Source organism: Leifsonia naganoensis (assembly GCF_013410615.1).
Taxonomy (GTDB): Bacteria; Actinomycetota; Actinomycetes; order Actinomycetales; family Microbacteriaceae; genus Leifsonia; species Leifsonia aquatica.
Map to the genome: position 1 here is coordinate 1,503,243 of NZ_JACCHJ010000001.1, position 17,243 is coordinate 1,520,485.

Below are 17,243 nucleotides of genomic sequence, written 5' to 3' on the forward strand. Positions count from 1 at the left end.
CAGCGCGTCCCGCCTTCTGCGTTCGCGCAGCGGGAACTCGGCTAACGCATATCCTCCATGAGCACGATGAAAAGGTTGACGCCGCCTCTATTTCATTTATAGTATAAGTCTATTATCTGCAAAGGAGCTGGTGAGTGACAATCGCAAAGACCAGGATCCGACCAACCGGAAGCATCCTCCCCGAAACCCCCGGGCGTCGCACGAGCGCCCGCCGCTCGCGCGGGGATCGCATGGGAGCGTTCCTGCTCCTCGCGCCGGCGGCCATCGGATTCGCCCTCTTCTACTTGGCGCCGGCGATCCGCTCCGTCTACTACAGCTTCACCGACTCGACCCTGCTTGTACCGGGGAAGTGGATCGGCCTGGACAACTACGCCCACATGCTGTCGGACAGCACGCTCGGTCACTCCATCCTCGTCACCGCCGAGTACACGCTCATCAACATCGTCGTACAGACCGTCCTGGCCCTGACAATCGCAGTGACGCTCGACCGCCTCACGCGCTCCATCTGGCTCCGCGCTCTCCTCTTGATCCCGTGGCTGGTGCCCGGCGTCACCGTCGGCCTCCTCTGGCAGTGGATCCTCGACCCCTCACTCGGCGTGGCGAACTCCTTCCTCACCTCCATCGGGTTGCCAGCGCAGCAGTTCCTGAACTCGACCGCGCAAGCGATGCCGGCGATTGCGCTGGTGAACACCTGGCGCTACGTCGGCTACGTCGCCCTCCTCTTCTTCGCAGGCCTCCAGTTGATCCCTCGATCCCTCTACGAGGCGGCCTCCCTGGACGGCGCCGGCGAGTGGCGGATGTTCCGGACCATCACCATCCCGCTCCTGCGCCCGATCATCGGATTCGTGCTGGTCACCACCACGGTCGGCTCGCTGCAGGTGTTCGACATCATCCAGGTGACGACGAAGGGCGGCCCGGTCGACTCGACCGATGCCTTCTACCCGTTCATCTTCCGCACGGCCTTCACGGACTTCGACCTGGGGTACGCCTCTGCCGTCGCGGTGGCGTTCATGGTCGTGATCGCCATCCTGACGTTCTTCTCGATGCGCTTGGGCCGCGCGAACGAGTCCGAGATCGAAGGAGTCTGACCGTGCGACGCGTCCGCCGACTCACCCCCAGCCGCATCTTCGGCATCGTCTTCATGGCCGTGGCGACCATTGTCACCGTCCTCCCCCTGCTCTGGATGCTCAAGACGGCGTTCTCCTACAACAGTGATCTGCTGAAGGACCCCGGTGCCTGGTGGCCCCAGGACTTCACCTGGATCAACTTCGCCCGAGTGCTCGGCCTCGCCTCCGCTGAGGACGCGGCGAAGAGCGGAGGCGTCACGATCGAGGGCTTCGGCTTCCTGCGCTACTTGTGGAACTCGATCTTGTTCACCGGCGTCGCCGTGATCGGCCAGGTGGCGTTCTGCACGGCGGCCGGGTACGTACTGGCCCGCGTGCGGTTCCGGGGGCGGGAAGCGGTCTTCGTCGCCTTCGTCGCCGGGCTCTTCATCCCCGCGATCCTGACGACTATCCCGAACTTCGTGCTGATCAAGGACCTCGGGCTCATCAATACCTTCCCCGGCCTCGTCGCGCCGTTCTTCCTGATGACCCCGTTCGCCGTGTTCTTCATGCGCCAGTTCTTCCTCGGCTATCCGGCGCAGCTCGAGGAGGCGGCCAGGATCGACGGACTCGGCACGCTGGGCGTCTTCGGCCGGATCGTCATCCCCACCAGCATCCCGCCGATGATCACCCTCGCCGTCATCGCCGGTGTCGCGCAGTGGCAGGAGTTCCTCTGGCCGCTGCTCGTCACCAAGTCCGCGGACGCACAGCCGCTGACCGTCGGCCTCGCGACCTTCAGCGACCAGTCGCTCGGAAGCCAGGTCGACTGGTCGGGCCTGATGGCCGCCAGCACTCTCTCGATCGTGCCGGTGATCCTCGTGCTCCTCCTCGTGGGCCGGCGGCTCGTCGGCTCCATCCAGCTCGCGGGACTGCGCTGACCCCGCACCCCGAGAAGATCCACGTCCCTCTCCAACCCCAACCGAAGACCCGAAGGAGTCACCATGATGCGCAAGAAGGTGCTGGCGGCCTCGTCATTGCTGCTGCTGGCCGCCGCAACCCTCACCGCGTGCTCGTCGTCGAGCGCGCCGTCGACCGACAGTACGCCGAAGGCCGGCACCACGATCACCTACGCCCTGTGGGACAGCAACCAGAAGCCCGCGTATCAGCAGTGCGCCGCGGACTTCAAGAAGTCGACCGGGATCACCGTCAACGTCCAGCAGACCGATTGGGGCAACTACTGGACCGGGCTCGCCACCGGATTCGTCGCCGGAACCGCCCCCGACGTCTTCACCGACGTCACGAGCAACTACCCCGACTTCGTCGACCAGAAGCAGATCACCGACCTCACCCCCCTCATCAAGAAGGACGGGATCGACCTCGGCCAGTACATCCCCGTTACGCTGCAGAACTGGAAGATGGACGGCAAGTACTACGGCCTCCCGAAGGATCTGGACGCGATCGGTCTCGCTTACAGCGCCCAGGCCGTCTCAGCTGCCGGAGTCGATCCCTCCTCCCTCGGCTCGCTCACCTGGAACCCGACCGACGGCGGAACCTTCGGCAAGCTGATCAAGACGCTGACCGTCGACACCAGCGGACGAAACGGCCTGGACCCGGCGTTCGACAAGACGAAGGTCGCCCGCTACGGGATCGCCGGCGTCGACCTGACCTCGTTCGACGGCCAGGCCAGCTGGGGCAACCTCGCGATGTCGCTGGGGACGAACCTCCTCACCCCGAACCCGTTCGGAACCACCTGGAAGTACGACGACCCCAACACGATCGCCACGATCTCCTGGTACCAGAAGATGGTCGCCGACGGGTTCATCCAGCCCTCGTCGCTCAACTCCGGACTGGGTCTGCCCGCCCTGTTCGACGCGGGCAAGATCGCCATGGCGACCGACGGCTCGTGGGACGCGGCCTCCCTGTCCGCGACGAAGACGAAGATCGCCTGGCAGAACCTCCCCACCGGTCCGAAGGGTCGGCGGACCTACTCGAACAGCCTGGCCGACTCGATCAGCGCAGGCACCAAGCACCCGGCCGAGGCGTGGGCTTGGGTGAAGTACCTCGCCTCGCCTGCGTGCCAGGACACGGTCGCGTCGTACGCCGTCGTGATCCCCGCGATCACGACGTCGTCCGAGAAGGCGAAGGCCGCGTATGAGAGCAAGGGCTTGGACATGAGCGCCATCTTCACGACGATCTCTGACGCCAAGGCCACCGAAGCACTCCCGGTCACCTCGCACATCTCGCAGGTGAATCAATACGCGCCGTCCGCCATCCAGGACATCTTCCTGAACAACGCCGACCCGAAGAAGACCCTCACGGCGTTGCAGCAAAAGGTCGACGCCCTCTACAAGTGAACGGAGAAGCGAGTATGCGCCGGTTCAGTGTGGCCATCGTCGGCCTCGGTCAATTCGCCCCGGAGTTCGTCGAACTCTTCCAGGCCCACCCGGCCGTCTCCGAGGTCTCGGTCTGCGACATCGTTCCCGAACGGGTCGCATCCGTCGCGGAGCGGAACGGGCTGACGCGGACGTTCGACGACTTCGAAGCCGTCCTCGACTCCGACGTCGACGCCGTGGCGATCTTCACGCAGCGCTGGATGCACGGCCCGATGGCGATCGAGGCTCTGCGCCGAGGCAAGCACGTCTACTCGGCGGTCCCCATGGGGGTGTCGGTGGAGGAGATCCGCGAGATCGTGGAGCTCACCCGGTCGACGGGCCTGACCTACATGATGGGCGAGACGAGCTACTACTACCCCGCGGTGGTGTTCTGTCGCGATCAGCTGGCCCGCGGGGCCTTCGGGAACATCATCTACGCGGAGGGCGAGTACCTGCACGACATGGCGGACGGCTTCTACGAGGCGTTCAAGTACAGCGGTGGCGAGGGGTGGAGGGCGACAGCGAGCTTCCCGCCGATGCTGTACCCGACCCACTCCGTCGGAGGTGTGCTCGCCGTCACCGGCTCGCATATAACGAGCGTCTCGTGCCTGGGCGTGAAGGACACGACGGACGATGGCGTGTTCGACACGGCGGTGTCCGCGTGGGGTAACGAGTTCAGCAACGAGAGCGCCCTGTTCACGACGGCTGACGGCGGCATCCTGCGGGTGAACGAGTTCCGGCGCGTCGGCATCGCGCCCTTCCGGCCGGAGGTGCGCTTCAGCATTTACGGCACCCAGGGCGCGTACGAGCAGCAGACCGGGTCGTCCGTGTGGCAGACGCACGACGGCTGGGAGGAGGTGACGGCCCGGGTGACGGCCCGATCAGCCGGTCAGACGACCGAGCGCAGCGATGTCGACGCGGCACTGGCCGAGACGTTCACCAGCGGCTTCGCCCCGGTGCACGATACGGACGTCCTCCCGCACTCATTCGCCGGCAAGTCCAACGGCCACGAGGGATCCCACCAGTTCCTGGTGAACGACTTCGCCGTCGCGGTCAGCACCGGCTCCGTGCCTCCCGTCAACGCCTGGACCGCTGCCCGCTACACCGTCCCGGGGATCGTGGCACACCAGTCCGCGCTCCAGGATGGCGCCCGGCTGCCGGTCCCGGATTTCGGCGAGCCGCCCGCTGCGGGGTGACGCACGTCTGCAGCACCCGCCCTGCGCCGCTCCGGCTCGCCTGCCGGAGCGGCGCAGGGCATTCTCAGTAGGCTCGGACGAGCGGAAGGATGCAGATGAGCGACACAGGGGTCAGGCTCGCTCGAGAGTTCGAACGAGCCGGTTTCGGCGGGGGCGTTCTCTCGTCCCCGGCCGCGGTCGCGTATGCCGCGCGCTGCTCCCTGCCGATCGAGACCGGCCCGTCGCCGTTCTCCGGCGGACCCGCACTCGCTATCGTCGGCTCGGACGGCCGGGTCGCGCTCGTCCGCGACTCCACGGACGCCGCGCCTGCGGCGTGCGAGGAGACGGTCACCTACGCAGGCATGACGGCCGCGGATCCCGAGGACCATCTGGCGAACTATGTGGACGCCGTGCGATCCGCGCTGGACCTCGTCCCACTGTCCGGGCGCGTCGCCGTGGAAGAGGAGGCGCTGCCGCTCGCGATCGCGAGCCTCCTCTCCCGGGCACGATTGGAGTGGACCGACGCCACCGCCGCGATCGCACGCGCCCGCGCGGTCAAGCTGCCCTTCGAGATCGAGTTGCTGCGGGCGGCCGCAAGCACTGCGTCGACCGCCCAGCGCGCCGCCGTGCGGATCGCCCGGCCGGGGATGAGCGAGATCGAGCTGTTCGGGGCGGTACGGGCGGCGGCCGAGATCGAGGCCGGCGAACGCTGCGCGTTCGCCGGGGACCTCGTCTCCGGCGTCGAGGGCACGGCGGGCATCGGCGGCTGGCCGGGTTCGCGCACCCTGCGGACGGGGGACCTCGTCATGGCCGATCTCGCGCCCCGTGTCGGCGGATACTGGGCGGACTCGTGCAACACCTTCGTTCTGGGCCGGGCGACGCACGCCCAGCGCCGCCTCCACGACGCCGTCGCTCACGCCCTCCACACGGCCGAGACAACCGCCGGACCGGGCATCGCTGCCTCGGTGGTCGACGCGGCGGTGCGCCGCGATCTGGCCCGGCACGACCTCGCCTATCCGCACCACACCGGACACGGCATCGGGACCTCGGTGCACGAATGGCCACGCATCATCCCGGGTGAGCGGGCGCTCCTTGAGCCGGGGATGGTGATCCTCCTCGAGCCGGGAGCGTACCTTCCCGGCGTCGGAGGCGTCCGTCTGGAGCACCTGTATCTCGTGACCGGAGACGGACTCGAGCGCCTGACCGATTTCGATCAGCAGCTCGAGCCGGGGTCGTTCTGACCGGCGTCGATGGACAGCAGCCAGTGGACTTCTCCAGAGGCCGGGACGCGCGCAGCCTCGAGCGGATCGAGATCCGGGTCGAACGTGTGGCCGACCACGGGTTCGACCCCGATGCTGCGATAGCGATCCGGGCCATCCGGGAAGCCGCCGAGGTTGCGCCAGACGCCGATCCCGACGGGCTGATCGTCGCAGTCGATCCCGAACCGCAGGCGCGCGTGCCCGGCGACGACCGTGGCGCTCGCGACATCCGGCAACAGACAGAACCGGGCCGAGCCGTCGTCCGGTCCGAAGAGCGAGAAGTCACCGTCGTCGGTCACCCGCGGCCAGCCGGTCTCGACCAGGCGGCCGCCCTCCCAGATTCGTGCGCGCTTCGCGGAGGTCTCGACCCGCGCCTCCACCGGCAGGGCCAGGAGGGCGTGCGCCGCCCAGACGAACGGCATCCCCGGCGGTGCCGTCAGCGCGTACTCCGCCTCCACCCGATCGGCCGAAACCGTGATGGTACGTTCGATCCGGATGTCGGCATAGGCGATGTCGTGGGTGAGCACGTCGGGGCGGTCTACCACCGTCCGCCACGGGCGGCTCCAGAGCTCGCCGTGGTCGGGGGACGCACCGATCGTGGGGAAGCACTCTTCGAGACCGCCCGCGTCGGGGAACGAATCGCCCGGAGCCGCCGTGGGCCGACGGGGCTCGGCTCGCGACCAGAGCCATTCTCGGCCGTGCGGGTCCGTGAGACTCGTCCAGCGGCCGCCGTGCGTCTCGTCGACGCGAACAGTGAAGCCCGCCATCGTTCACCCGCCCCGCTCAGTCGGCCCTGTCGCGGCCGGGAATCGTTTGATACTATTATATACATAGGAGGCAATTCGTGACGGTCTATTCCACTCGTGGGCTGCAGGGTCAGCTCGCCGGCACCCTGGGCAGGCGCATTCTCGCCGGCACGCTCGCCGAGGGCGAGACCATCGATGTCGACGCCCTCGAGCACGAGTTCTCGGTCAGCCGCACGGTCGTGCGGGAGGCCTTGCGGGTGCTGAGTGCCAAAGGCCTCGTCGACGCGCGCCCCCGGACGGGCACATTCGTGCGCCCCCGCACGGCCTGGCGACTTCTCGACGAGGACGTGATGGCGTGGCGCGCCGAGAACGGGATGAGCGAGAAGCTGCTGGTCGAGCTCGACGAGCTCCGCCGCGTCATCGAGCCAGCGGCCGCCCGCCTGGCCGCCACGCACCGCTCCGACGCGGATGTCGCCGCTCTCGAGTCGGCGCTCGAGCGCATGAAGGTCGCCTTCGAGGCCCACCGCACGACCAGCGTCAGTCGACTGGCGGAGCATGTCCAGGCCGACGTCGACTTCCACACAGCCCTGCTCCGCGCCACCGGCAACGAGCTGATCGAGCACATGGACATGATGCTCCAGCCGATCCTGAGCTTCCGCGACAACCTCATTCCGGAGGCGCAGCAGAGCGAAGACTTCATCGCACGACACACCGCTGTGGTCGAGGCCGTGTCGCGCGGCGACGCGGACGGGGCCGAACGGGCCATGCTGCAACTCCTCACCGAAGCGGCGGGCGACCTGGAATCGCTGTACTCGGGCCCGGATTCGAAGTGAGCGCGCACGCGCCGCGCGTGGTCCTCATCGGAGAGGTGCTCGCGGCGATGGTCTCGGCCGCCGACGTCCCCCTGGATGCGGCCTCCGCGTTCACACTCTCGTTCGCGGGTGCGGAAAGCAATACGGCCGTGGGGCTGGCACGTCTCGGCATCGGCGCGGAATTCGTCGGCCGGGTCGGCGACGACGCCATCGGTCGCGCCGCAGTGCGGTTCCTGCGCGGCGAAGGCGTCGGCACGGACGGCGTGACGGTGGATCCGGCGCCGACCGGGATCCTCGTCCGCAGCGCCTCCTCATCCGGCCGGACCGAGGTCGTCTACGGTCGAACCCGCTCGGCAGGGAGTCGGCTGCAACCCGGCGACCTCGACCTGATCGACTGGACGGACGTGGGAGCGGCCCACGTCTCCGGCATCACAGCGATGCTGTCCGCCAGCGCCCACGACACCGTGACCGAGCTGTTCAGGAGGGCGGAGGCCCGCGCCGCGCTCACCTCGTTCGATCCCAACCTCCGACTGCGCCTGGCCCCGCTCCCGGAGTGGCGACGGCTCAGCATCCCATTCGCCCGCCGCGCCGACATCGTCCTCGTCGGGGCGGACGAGCTGCTCGCGCTCACCGGCGAGGAACAGACCGATGACGCCGTGGCCGCACTCTGGACGGAGCGATCCCGCTTCGTGGTCGTCAAGGACGGCCCCCGGGGTGCACGCGCCTGGGACGGCACAGCGTGGACCGTCGTGGAGACGCTGCCGGTCCCGACGGTCGACCCGGTCGGAGCGGGAGACGCATTCGACGCGTCCTTCCTCGCCGGGCTCCTGCGCGGACGCGGTCTGGCGATGAGCCTCGATGAGGCCTGCCGCGCCGGAGCACTGGTGGCGCAGACCCCGGGAGACACCGCGGGATTGCCGCGGGAACCGGTCTCGCGACACGCAGGCGACGTCGATCGATGATCAGGAGGAATGTATGAGCACCCGGGATGACGTGACCCTTGCGATCCGACGGACGGGCGTGGTGGGCATCATCCGCGCTGTGTCGGCCGAAGTCGCAGAGCATGAGGGCGACCTGCTGCTGCGGTCGGGCATCGAGACCGTCGAGGTGTCTCTCGTCACACCGGGAGCGCTCGACGCCATCCGCATCCTCCGGCGGTCCGGCCTCGGGTTCGTCGGCGCGGGGACGGTCGTCGACGCGGCGGATGCCGAGGCCGCCGTGCGGGCGGGCGCGCAATTCCTCGTGGCCCCCAACCTCGACGACACGGTGATCAGGATCGCCGCCCGCAACGACCTCGCCGTCCTCCCCGGTGTCGCGACGCCGACAGAGGCGATCCGCGCCCGCGACCGCGGGGCCGACCTCATCAAGCTCTTCCCGGCGAGCATGTACGGACCAGCCGCGATCAAGGACCTGCTCGCCGCCCTCCCCGCGCTCCCGCTGGTGCCCACCGGCGGCGTCGGCCTCGACCAGGCCGCGGACTATATCCGCAGCGGCGCGGTGGCGGTCGGGATGGGATCGGCCCTGACGGCATCTGGCGATGGACGGCCGGAGGTGCGGATCCGGCGGTTGCTGGACCAGATCAGGGAGGCGCGCATCCGGTGATGGACGGCGCTTGGATCGTATAATAGTATTAGTACGATTGGAGCGCAGATGAACATCACAACCGACGGGGCCCTGGCCGGCCTGCGCGTGCTCGACGCGACGCAGATGCTGGCGGGCCCACTCGCAGCCACCCGTCTCGGCGACCTCGGGGCCGACGTGATCAAGATCGAGGGCCCCGCGGGCGAGTTCAACCGCACGCACGGCTTCGAAGACATCCGTATCCGCGGGGAGATGTCCACCTTCTTGGCGGTGAACCGCAACAAGCGCAGCTTCTGCGTCGACCTCAAGAGCCCGGCGGGCCTCGAGGCCTTCCTCGAGCTCGCCGCCACGGCCGACGTCGTCCTCCAGAACTTCCGGCACGGGACGGCCGACCGGCTCGGCATCGGCTACGACGCCCTCGCCGCGATCAACCCCGGGATCGTCTACTGCTCCATCTCCGGGTACGGCCCCACCGGGCCCTACCGCGACCGCCCCGGCCAGGACCTCATCATCCAGGGCTACAGCGGATCGATGTTCTCGGTGGGTCGGAACGACGACCTCCCCCTCCCTGGCGCGCTCTGGGCAGCGGACACGATGACCGGCTACCAGGCGGTCATCGGCATCCTGGCCGCCCTGCAGCACCGCGACCGCACCGGCCGCGGCCAGCACGTCGAGGTGGACATGCTCTCGGTCGTCCTCGACACGCAGCTGCAGGAGTACGTCACCTATCTGAACAGCGGACGCCAGCCCGAGCGCACCGCCGAGTGGAGCGCCCACTCGTTCATCCCCGCGCCGTACGGCGTCTACCGCACCTCCGACGGCTGGCTCGCCCTCGCCATGACGGAACTCCCTCGCCTCGGTCGCGTGATCGGAGATGAGTGGCTGCAATCACTGACCGCCTACAACGACGGCGCGACGCACAAGGACGAGGTCTACGCCCGCATCCGCAACGCGTTCACAGACCGCACCACCGACGAGTGGATCGCCGCGTGCGACGTTCAGGGCGTCTGGGCGGGGCCGGTTCTCGACTACGCAGGGGTCGCCGCCGATCCGCACGTGCGCGAGACCGGGATGTTCGTGGACCAGCCTCATGCCGACGGCGGGACGATCCGCACCGCCCGCGTACCCATCCGCCTCTCTGAGACGGCGCCGACCATCCGCACGGGTGCTCCCGAGCTAGGGGCGGACACTCGCAGCATCCTCGAGGGGCTCGGCTTCGGCGCCGACCGTATCGACGAGCTGGAGCGCGCCGGAGCGGTGCGCCAGGCGACAGAGCGGGTCGCGGCGGGGTCGGTCGCATGAGCGACGAGATCCTGGTCACCGCCGAGGGGCACGTCACGACCGTGGTGCTCAACCGGCCCCACAAGCTCAACGCCATGACCGTGGCGATGGACCAACGGCTCAACGCCGTCGTCCACGAGATCAACAACGATGCGACGACGCGGGTGGTCATCCTCACCGGCGCGGGCGATCGCGCGTTCAGCGCCGGTAGCGACATCCGCGACCTCGACGGGTACGGCTCCAACTGGGAGTACCGCAACCGCTTCGATGCGCGGCGCGACTACGCGCGCGCCGTGTGGCTCCTCCGCAAGCCCGTCATCGCCGCGATCGACGGGTACTGCATCGGTGGCGGCCTGGAGATGGCGCTGGCCGCAGACATCCGGGTGGCGAGCACACGGTCGAGCTTCGCGGCGGGCGAGATCCGGTGGGGGTGGCACGGCGGATCCGGAGCCACCCAGCTGCTGACCCACGCCGTCGGCCCGGGCAACGCAGCACGGCTGCTCCTCACCGGCGACCGCATCGATGCCGCGACGGCCGACCATTACGGCCTTCTGCAGGAGCTCGTCACCCCGGATGAGGTGCTCCCGCGCGCAACCGCGTTGGCCAAGCACATCGCCGGACTCTCACCCATCGCCGTGGAGCGCACGAAGCACATGATCCGCGTCGCACAGAACGTGCCCCTCGAGACGGGCTTGCTGGTGGAGAACGACTCGTTCGCCTATCTGATGACCACAGAGGACGCAGCCGAGGGGCAGCGCGCCTTCGCCGAGAAGCGCGCACCGGAGTTCCACGGCCGATGACCGCCGCCACACTTCTCCGCACCGTCGCGGACTCGCTCCTCGAACTCGACTACGAGACCTGGGCGTTCGGCGACTCGGTCGCCTTCGAAGGCATGGTCTCCGCCTCTGCCGCCCTCGGGGACCCCCGATACCTGGCCTTCGCGCACGGGTGGATCCGCTCCTGGGCGACGCGCGCGCAGCCTTACCGCCGGCTCGACTGCACCGCGCCTGGACGGGCGATGGTGGAGGTGTTCCGTGCCACCGGCGACAGCCGCATCCTCTCCGCGGCCGTCGGTCTTGCGGACTACCTCCTGACCCGACCCCGGATGGAGAGCGGGATCTTCGCGACGTGGGAGCACTCGCCTCTGCGCGAACCATACGGCGGAACGCTCGACGTCCGCGGCGCCTTCCTCCTCGCAGACCCGCCACCGGGAGCGTTCATCGACTGCCTCCATTTCGATCCGCCTTTCCTCTCCGCACTCGGAGCGGAGACCGGCGAGGATCGGTACACACTTGCCGCTCTCGACCAGGCAACGGCGTACATCGGCCGCCTCCAGCAGGCCGACGGCCTCTTCGACCACTTCGAGCTGCGCGGCGAATCGGGCACGTTCGGGCCCGGCTGGGGACGAGGACAGGGCTGGGCACTGCTGGGGCTCATCGATACCGTCGACGCGACGCGCGGCGCCGACTCGCCGGAACGCCGAGAACTTGCGGCGGCGGCCCTGCGACTGATCCGGGGGATGATCGCGCTCCAGCTGCCGGACGGCACCTGGTCGACCGACGTCCGCGATGCGGCCACGGGAGTCGAGGACTCGACCTCCGTGTTCATGGCACTCGGATTCCGTCGCGCACTGGAGATCGGACTGGTGCCCGAGGCGGAGCGTGCGCTGGTCGGCGAATCCGCGCACCGCGCCCGAACCGCCGCACTCGCGGCGACCGATTCGCGTGGCCGCATCGGGGTGTCGGCCGCGGTGATGGCCTGCACCACCCCTTCGCATTACGCGAACGTGCCCACCGGATTCGTCGTACCGTGGGGTCAAGGGCCGCTGGCCCTTCTGCTGGCAGAGGAGAACGCATGACGGCGGCGCGCACGATCGTGATCACAGGCGCGGCGAGCGGCATCGGCCGCGCCACTGCGGCGCGCTTCGCCGCGCCCGGCGCGCGCCTCTGGCTCGTCGATGTCGACGGGGACGGCCTGCACGCGACGGCGGCGCTGGCCGAGGAATCGGGCGCAGACGTCGTCGAACTGACGGGCAGCGTCGATGACGAGCTGCTGTGGGAAACCGTCCGGAACGGCACGCGCGACGGGGTTCACGCCGTGGTCAACAATGCATACACCGCCACCGTGCTCCCCGCTGCCGATCAGACGCCGGAGGACTGGCGCCGCCAACTCGGAGTCAACCTGGTCGGCCCGTACCTCGCGATCCGGGCCCTCGCCCCTGCCCTGCTCCAGGTGGGCGGATCCATTGTGAATGTCGCCTCCGTGCACGCCCATATCGGCATCCCGGGATACTCCGCCTACGCGTCCAGCAAAGGCGGACTCCTGGCGCTGACCCGCCAGCAAGCAGTGGAGCTTGCGCCTGGAATCCGCGTCAACGCGGTCGTGCCCGGGCCGATCCGGACAGCCGTCTGGGACGACTCGACCCAGGACGAGATCGACGTGTCTGCTCGCGCCACCGCCCTGCTGCGCCTCGGGCGCGCCGACGAGGTCGCCGCAGCGATCGCTTTCCTCTGCAGCGACGAGGCATCGTTCATCACCGGAGCCGAACTCGCGGTCGACGGTGGATGGTTGGTCAAGAAAGAGAGCGCATAGGCGGTCTGGCTGTGGGCGCGCGCACACGGCTCGTTCACTCGCCCTCCCCATCCCCCAAGATGGACGGGTGACCCTCGACGATCTCGCCCGCCGTGCACTCGCCCTCGCCCCGGAGGGTGCACGGGTGGTCCTCGGGATCGCCGGCAGCCCGGGGTCGGGGAAGACGGCGCTCGCCCGCGCGGTCACCGAGCGGGTGAACGGGCTGGCGGGCGACGGGATCGCGGTGCACGTCCCGATGGACGGGTTCCACCTGGCCAACGCCTCCCTCGACGCGCTCGGCCGGCGGGATCGCAAGGGGGCGATCGATACGTTCGACGCGTGGGGGTACGTCGGGCTGCTCCGACGCCTGCTCGCCGAGCGGGACCACGTGGTGTTCGCCCCCGCGTTCGAGCGGTCGGTGGATGAGCCGGTCGCCGGATCCATCGCGGTCGGCCCCGAGACGCGGCTGGTGGTCACAGAGGGCAACTACCTGCTGGTCGACGCGGAGCCGTGGTCGGGCATCCTGTCGCTCCTCGCCGAGAGCTGGTTCGTGGCGACGCCCGCGGCTGAGCGCGAGGCCCGGCTGGTCGACCGGCACACCCGGCACGGCCGCACACCGGAGGCCGCCCTGGCCTGGGCGCGCGACGTCGACGGAGCGAACGCGGCGATCATCGAGCCGACCCGCGACCGGGCCACGCTCGTCGTGGACGGAAGGCTCCTAGGCATCGGCGCTTAGGCTGAAGGCATGACCGACACGTTCGACAAGGTGACCATGTTCGGCGCGGACTGGTGCCGCGACTGCATCCGTTCCAAGGCGCTGCTCGAGCGCCTGGGCACCGACTACGAGTACATCGACCTCGTGGAGCGCCCCGAGGAGGCCGACCGCGCCAAGGCGATCAGCGGCCGCACCAACATCCCCGTCGTGGTCTTCCCCGACGGCCGCCACTTCACCGAGCCGTCCGACCAGGAGCTCGAAGCGGCGCTGGCGCAGTAGCGCCCGGGCTGCGCGCCTGACGCCTCAGTCGAGAGCGGCGAGTGCGCGCAGCCGCCTCATCACACCACGCACACGCTCGGCCAGCGAGCCGGGCGCGTCGTCGCCGATCCATGCCGCGAATGCGACCTTGAACGCCGCGACCGCCGTCTCCGCGGCGATGGACGCCTCCGGCTCCGCCACCCCGCGCGCGCGAAGGGCGGCCGCGACGGCCTCCCCGAGCTGGGCGAGCTTCAGCAGCTCCCGCTCCTGCAGGCTCGCGTTCGCGGCGATCGCCGCCGCTCGGCGCCGCGCGTACTCGCGCCGCTCCTCCAGCATCGCCGTACCGTCGGCGAGCGCCTCCCCCGCCGCATCCAGGGCCGGGAGGGACGGATCGGTCGCGGCGAGCACCGCCAGCACGTCGTGCTCCATCTGGCCGGTCGCGTCGAACAGCACTTCGCGCTTGTCGGTGAAGTAGCGGAAGAACGTGCGCTCCGTCACGCCCGCGCGCTCCGCGATGTCGGCGACGGTCGTCTGCTCGAAGCCGGGGTCGAGGTAGAGCTCGAGCGCGGCGAGGCGCATGCGCCCCTGCGCGTCCGGCTCCCAGCGTCCCATCCTCACAGTCTAGTGATGACAGCGGCTGACATCAGTGCTATCGTCGATGTCAGTCACTGACATGACCTGGAAAGGGATGATCCCATGCGCGTTTTCGTCACCGGAGCCTCCGGCTGGATCGGCTCGGCCGCCGTACCCGAACTCCTCGCCGCCGGACACGAGGTCGTCGGCCTCGCCCGCTCCGACGCCTCCGCCGCCGCTCTCCACGAGGCGGGCGCGGAGGTGCGGACCGGCAGCCTCGACGACCTCGAGAGCCTCCGCGCCGGCGCCGCCGAGGCCGACGGCGTCATCCATCTCGCCTTCAAGCACGACTTCTCGGACTTCGAGGGCGCCGGCCGCACCGAGCGCGCGGCCGTCGAGACGATGCTCGACGCGCTGGCCGGCACGGACAAGCCGTTCCTCTTCGCCTCCGGCATCGCCATGCTCGCGCCCGGCCGCGTCGCGACGGAGGAGGACGCCGCCCACTCGTCCGACCCTGCGTCGCCGCGTGGAGGCGCGGAGGGCTTCGCGCTCGGCTCGGCCGATCGCGGCATCCGCCCGGTCGCGCTGCGCTTCGCCCCGACCGTGCACGGCGTCGGCGACCACGGTTTCAGCACCGTCCTCGCCGGGATCGCCCGCGAGAAGGGCGTCGCCGGCTACGTCGGCGACGGCGCCAACCGCTGGCCCGCCGTGCACCACTCCGACGCCGGCCGCCTGATCGCGCTCGCGCTCGACGCAGCGCCGGAGGGCGGCGGCATCGTCCACGCCGTCGCCGAGGAGGGCATCCCGACGCGCGAGATCGCCGAGGCCCTCGGCCGCGCGATCGGCGTGCCCACGGCCTCCATCGCCCCGGAGGACGCGGCCGCGCACTTCGGCTGGATCGGCGCCTTCTTCGGCGTCGACATCCCCGCCTCCAGCGCCCTCACCCGCGAGCGCTACGGCTGGACCCCCACCGGCCCGACCCTCTTCGAGGACATCGCGGCGGGCGCCTACCCGGGCCACTGACCCGGACGCGGGCAACGGAGGACATCCGGAGCGGTCTCCCGCCCGTCTCCTCCGTTGTCCGTCACGGCCCGGCGTGGCGCGCGGAAGTTCCTCCGTTGCCGACGGCCCTCAGACCAGCCGATCCGGCGACCCATGCCCCGGGCACACCAGCCGGGGCCGGGAGACGGTGATCGCCGTCAGCGTCGCCTCCGCGGCATCGCGGTCGCTGATGAGGAATCCCGGAAAGTGGACGAGCTTCCCGTGCGAGATCCGAGCCGCGTCTCCGATGAACGAGACGCCGCGCCAGCGCACCAGGTGATGCCCGGGCGTGTGTCCGGGAGCAGGCACGGCCATGACACCCGGCGCGATCTCGATCTCGGCATGGCCGGGCAGCTCGTGCAGACCGGCGGGAACCTCCGGACGGCCCAGCCAGCCCAGTCGCTGCATCGCGCGCCGAGTGGAGGTGGGAGGCTGCTGCTCGCCCCGCAGGATGCGCGCGTCCGGCGCACCGATCCACACCCGCGCCCCCGTCGCGCGCTGCACGGCGGCCGCGGCGCCGGCGTGGTCGGGGTCGTAGTGGGTGAGCACGACATCCGTGATCGGTGAGATGCGGGCGGCCGCGAGCTCCGCGACCAGCGCCCGCGCACCGGATGCGAGGCCCGTGTCGACGAGCACCGAACGGCCGTCCTCCTCGATGAGGTAGGCGTTCCCGGCTCTGGCACTCTCGACCCGGTACAGGCCGTCGATCAGCAGCTTCATACGGTGGATGCTATCCCTGCGCCCGGATTGATGAGCCCCACCGCACAATCCCATCCGAACCTCCTGTTGGACTTCCGTCCCGCTCGGGCGGATGCTGACGACATGGAGTACACCCAGCTCGGCCGGTCCGGCCTGAAAGTATCCCGCCTCGTCCTCGGAACGATGAACTTCGGCCCGCAGACGTCGTCGGACGACGCACACACGATCATGGATGCCGCTCACGAGGCGGGCATCAACTACTTCGACACCGCCAACGTCTACGGGCAGCACGTGGGCAAGGGAGCCACCGAGTCGATCATCGGCGACTGGTTCGCCCTCGGCGGCGGTCGGCGCGAGCGCACGGTGCTCGCCACGAAGCTCTACGGCGAGATGGGCGACTGGCCCAACGAGGGCCGGCTGTCGGCGCTCAACATCCGCCGCGCGCTCGACGCCAGCCTGAAGCGGCTGCAGACCGACCACATCGACATCTACCAGTTCCATCACGTCGACAGGGACACCCCGTGGGACGAGATCTGGCAGGCGATCGAGACCGCGATCGCCCAGGGCAAGATCCTGTACGCCGGCTCGAGCAACTTCGCCGGCTGGCACCTCGCGACCGCTCAGGCGGAGGCCCGCAAGCGCAACCTGCTCGGGCTCGTCAGCGAGCAGTCGATCTACAACCTCCTCACCCGGCAGGTGGAGCTGGAGGTGCTGCCCGCCGCGCAGGCGAACGGCATCGGCGTGATCGCCTGGTCGCCGCTGCAGGGCGGCCTGCTCGGCGGAGTCGTCCGCAAGCAGAACGAGGGCAAGCGGCGTCTGGAGGGACGCGCCGCCGACACGCTCGCGAAGCACCGCGACGCGATCGAGGCGTACGAGGCCTTCGCCGAGGAGCTCGGCCACGAGCCGGGTGACGTCGCGCTGGCGTGGCTGCTGAGCCGGCCCGGAGTCACCGGCCCGATCATCGGACCGCGCACGCTCGACCAGCTGAACGCGGGCCTGCGCGCCCTGCACGTCGAGTTGGACGAGGCGGCCCTCGCGCGTCTCGACGAGATCTTCCCGGGTCACAAGACCGCGCCCGAGGACTACGCCTGGTGACCCCCGGGCGCACGACGGACGA

Annotated in this window: 19 protein-coding genes; 16 read left to right on the top strand and 3 right to left on the bottom strand. The window is 69.7% G+C overall.

Going from position 1 to position 17,243, the window contains the following annotated elements:
• The first annotated feature begins 230 nt into the window (after positions 1–230).
• The 5 genes from HNR14_RS07175 (at position 231) to HNR14_RS07195 (ending at position 5,831) form a co-directional block, all read left to right on the top strand.
• Positions 231–1,088 (top strand): carbohydrate ABC transporter permease, encoded by an 858-nt coding sequence (locus tag HNR14_RS07175; RefSeq protein WP_179700495.1) that lies wholly within the window; start codon positions 231–233, stop codon positions 1,086–1,088.
• A gap of 2 nt (positions 1,089–1,090) precedes the next feature.
• Positions 1,091–1,981, top strand: a complete 891-nt coding sequence (locus tag HNR14_RS07180) for an ABC transporter permease subunit (RefSeq protein WP_179700496.1) — start codon at positions 1,091–1,093, stop codon at positions 1,979–1,981.
• Between the two features lie 63 nt (positions 1,982–2,044).
• Positions 2,045–3,397 (top strand): ABC transporter substrate-binding protein, encoded by a 1,353-nt coding sequence (locus HNR14_RS07185; RefSeq protein WP_179700497.1) that lies wholly within the window; start codon positions 2,045–2,047, stop codon positions 3,395–3,397.
• Positions 3,398–3,411: 14 nt separating this feature from the next.
• On the top strand, positions 3,412–4,611 hold the full coding sequence (locus HNR14_RS07190) for a Gfo/Idh/MocA family protein (protein WP_179700498.1): 1,200 nt from the start codon (positions 3,412–3,414) through the stop codon (positions 4,609–4,611).
• 95 nt (positions 4,612–4,706) lie between these two features.
• Positions 4,707–5,831 (top strand): M24 family metallopeptidase, encoded by a 1,125-nt coding sequence (locus HNR14_RS07195; protein ID WP_179700499.1) that lies wholly within the window; start codon positions 4,707–4,709, stop codon positions 5,829–5,831.
• On the opposite strand, the gene HNR14_RS07200 is transcribed toward HNR14_RS07195, so the two are convergent.
• Entirely contained in the window at positions 5,804–6,616 is an 813-nt protein-coding gene (locus HNR14_RS07200; protein ID WP_179700500.1) for an aldose epimerase family protein, read from the bottom strand. The two genes, HNR14_RS07195 and HNR14_RS07200, sit on opposite strands and share 28 nt — an antisense overlap.
• 77 nt (positions 6,617–6,693) lie before the next feature.
• Here HNR14_RS07200 and HNR14_RS07205 point away from each other — a divergent pair, with 77 nt between their 5' ends.
• The 9 genes from HNR14_RS07205 to HNR14_RS07245 all read left to right on the top strand — a co-directional run bounded on the left by HNR14_RS07205 (position 6,694) and on the right by HNR14_RS07245 (position 13,834).
• Positions 6,694–7,428 carry an FCD domain-containing protein gene (locus tag HNR14_RS07205; RefSeq protein WP_179700501.1) on the top strand — a complete coding sequence of 245 codons (735 nt, stop codon included), beginning with the start codon at positions 6,694–6,696 and terminating at the stop codon, positions 7,426–7,428.
• Entirely contained in the window at positions 7,425–8,369 is a 945-nt protein-coding gene (locus HNR14_RS07210) for a PfkB family carbohydrate kinase (RefSeq protein ID WP_179700502.1), read from the top strand. Before HNR14_RS07205 ends, HNR14_RS07210 begins: the two co-directional genes overlap by 4 nt.
• Before the next feature lie 13 nt (positions 8,370–8,382).
• Positions 8,383–9,009, top strand: a complete 627-nt coding sequence (locus tag HNR14_RS07215) for a bifunctional 4-hydroxy-2-oxoglutarate aldolase/2-dehydro-3-deoxy-phosphogluconate aldolase (protein ID WP_179700503.1) — start codon at positions 8,383–8,385, stop codon at positions 9,007–9,009.
• A gap of 48 nt (positions 9,010–9,057) precedes the next feature.
• Positions 9,058–10,290 (top strand): CaiB/BaiF CoA transferase family protein, encoded by a 1,233-nt coding sequence (locus tag HNR14_RS07220; protein WP_179700504.1) that lies wholly within the window; start codon positions 9,058–9,060, stop codon positions 10,288–10,290.
• Positions 10,287–11,069: an enoyl-CoA hydratase/isomerase family protein gene (locus tag HNR14_RS07225; RefSeq protein ID WP_179700505.1), complete on the top strand. Its 783-nt coding sequence runs from the start codon at positions 10,287–10,289 to the stop codon at positions 11,067–11,069. The genes HNR14_RS07220 and HNR14_RS07225 overlap by 4 nt, the downstream gene beginning before the upstream one ends.
• On the top strand, positions 11,066–12,127 hold the full coding sequence (locus HNR14_RS07230) for a glycoside hydrolase family 88 protein (RefSeq protein ID WP_179700506.1): 1,062 nt from the start codon (positions 11,066–11,068) through the stop codon (positions 12,125–12,127). Before HNR14_RS07225 ends, HNR14_RS07230 begins: the two co-directional genes overlap by 4 nt.
• Positions 12,124–12,861 (top strand): SDR family NAD(P)-dependent oxidoreductase, encoded by a 738-nt coding sequence (locus HNR14_RS07235; protein ID WP_179700507.1) that lies wholly within the window; start codon positions 12,124–12,126, stop codon positions 12,859–12,861. The genes HNR14_RS07230 and HNR14_RS07235 overlap by 4 nt, the downstream gene beginning before the upstream one ends.
• Before the next feature lie 67 nt (positions 12,862–12,928).
• On the top strand, positions 12,929–13,576 hold the full coding sequence (locus HNR14_RS07240) for a nucleoside/nucleotide kinase family protein (RefSeq protein ID WP_343064440.1): 648 nt from the start codon (positions 12,929–12,931) through the stop codon (positions 13,574–13,576).
• A gap of 9 nt (positions 13,577–13,585) precedes the next feature.
• Positions 13,586–13,834 carry a glutaredoxin family protein gene (locus HNR14_RS07245; RefSeq protein ID WP_021762606.1) on the top strand — a complete coding sequence of 83 codons (249 nt, stop codon included), beginning with the start codon at positions 13,586–13,588 and terminating at the stop codon, positions 13,832–13,834.
• A 24-nt stretch (positions 13,835–13,858) separates the two neighbouring features.
• Here HNR14_RS07245 and HNR14_RS07250 read toward each other — a convergent pair whose 3' ends face one another.
• On the bottom strand, positions 13,859–14,425 hold the full coding sequence (locus tag HNR14_RS07250) for a TetR family transcriptional regulator (RefSeq protein ID WP_179700508.1): 567 nt from the start codon (positions 14,423–14,425) through the stop codon (positions 13,859–13,861).
• Positions 14,426–14,509: 84 nt separating this feature from the next.
• On the opposite strand from HNR14_RS07250, the gene HNR14_RS07255 reads away from it, so the two are divergent.
• A complete protein-coding gene (locus tag HNR14_RS07255; RefSeq protein ID WP_179700509.1) occupies positions 14,510–15,409 on the top strand; it encodes an SDR family oxidoreductase in 900 nt (299 codons plus the stop codon).
• A gap of 108 nt (positions 15,410–15,517) precedes the next feature.
• On the opposite strand, the gene HNR14_RS07260 is transcribed toward HNR14_RS07255, so the two are convergent.
• Positions 15,518–16,147, bottom strand: coding sequence for an MBL fold metallo-hydrolase (locus tag HNR14_RS07260; RefSeq protein ID WP_179700510.1), 630 nt, complete (start codon positions 16,145–16,147; stop codon positions 15,518–15,520).
• 102 nt (positions 16,148–16,249) lie between these two features.
• Here HNR14_RS07260 and HNR14_RS07265 point away from each other — a divergent pair, with 102 nt between their 5' ends.
• Positions 16,250–17,221: an aldo/keto reductase gene (locus HNR14_RS07265; RefSeq protein ID WP_179700511.1), complete on the top strand. Its 972-nt coding sequence runs from the start codon at positions 16,250–16,252 to the stop codon at positions 17,219–17,221.
• The last annotated feature ends 22 nt before the right edge of the window (positions 17,222–17,243 follow it).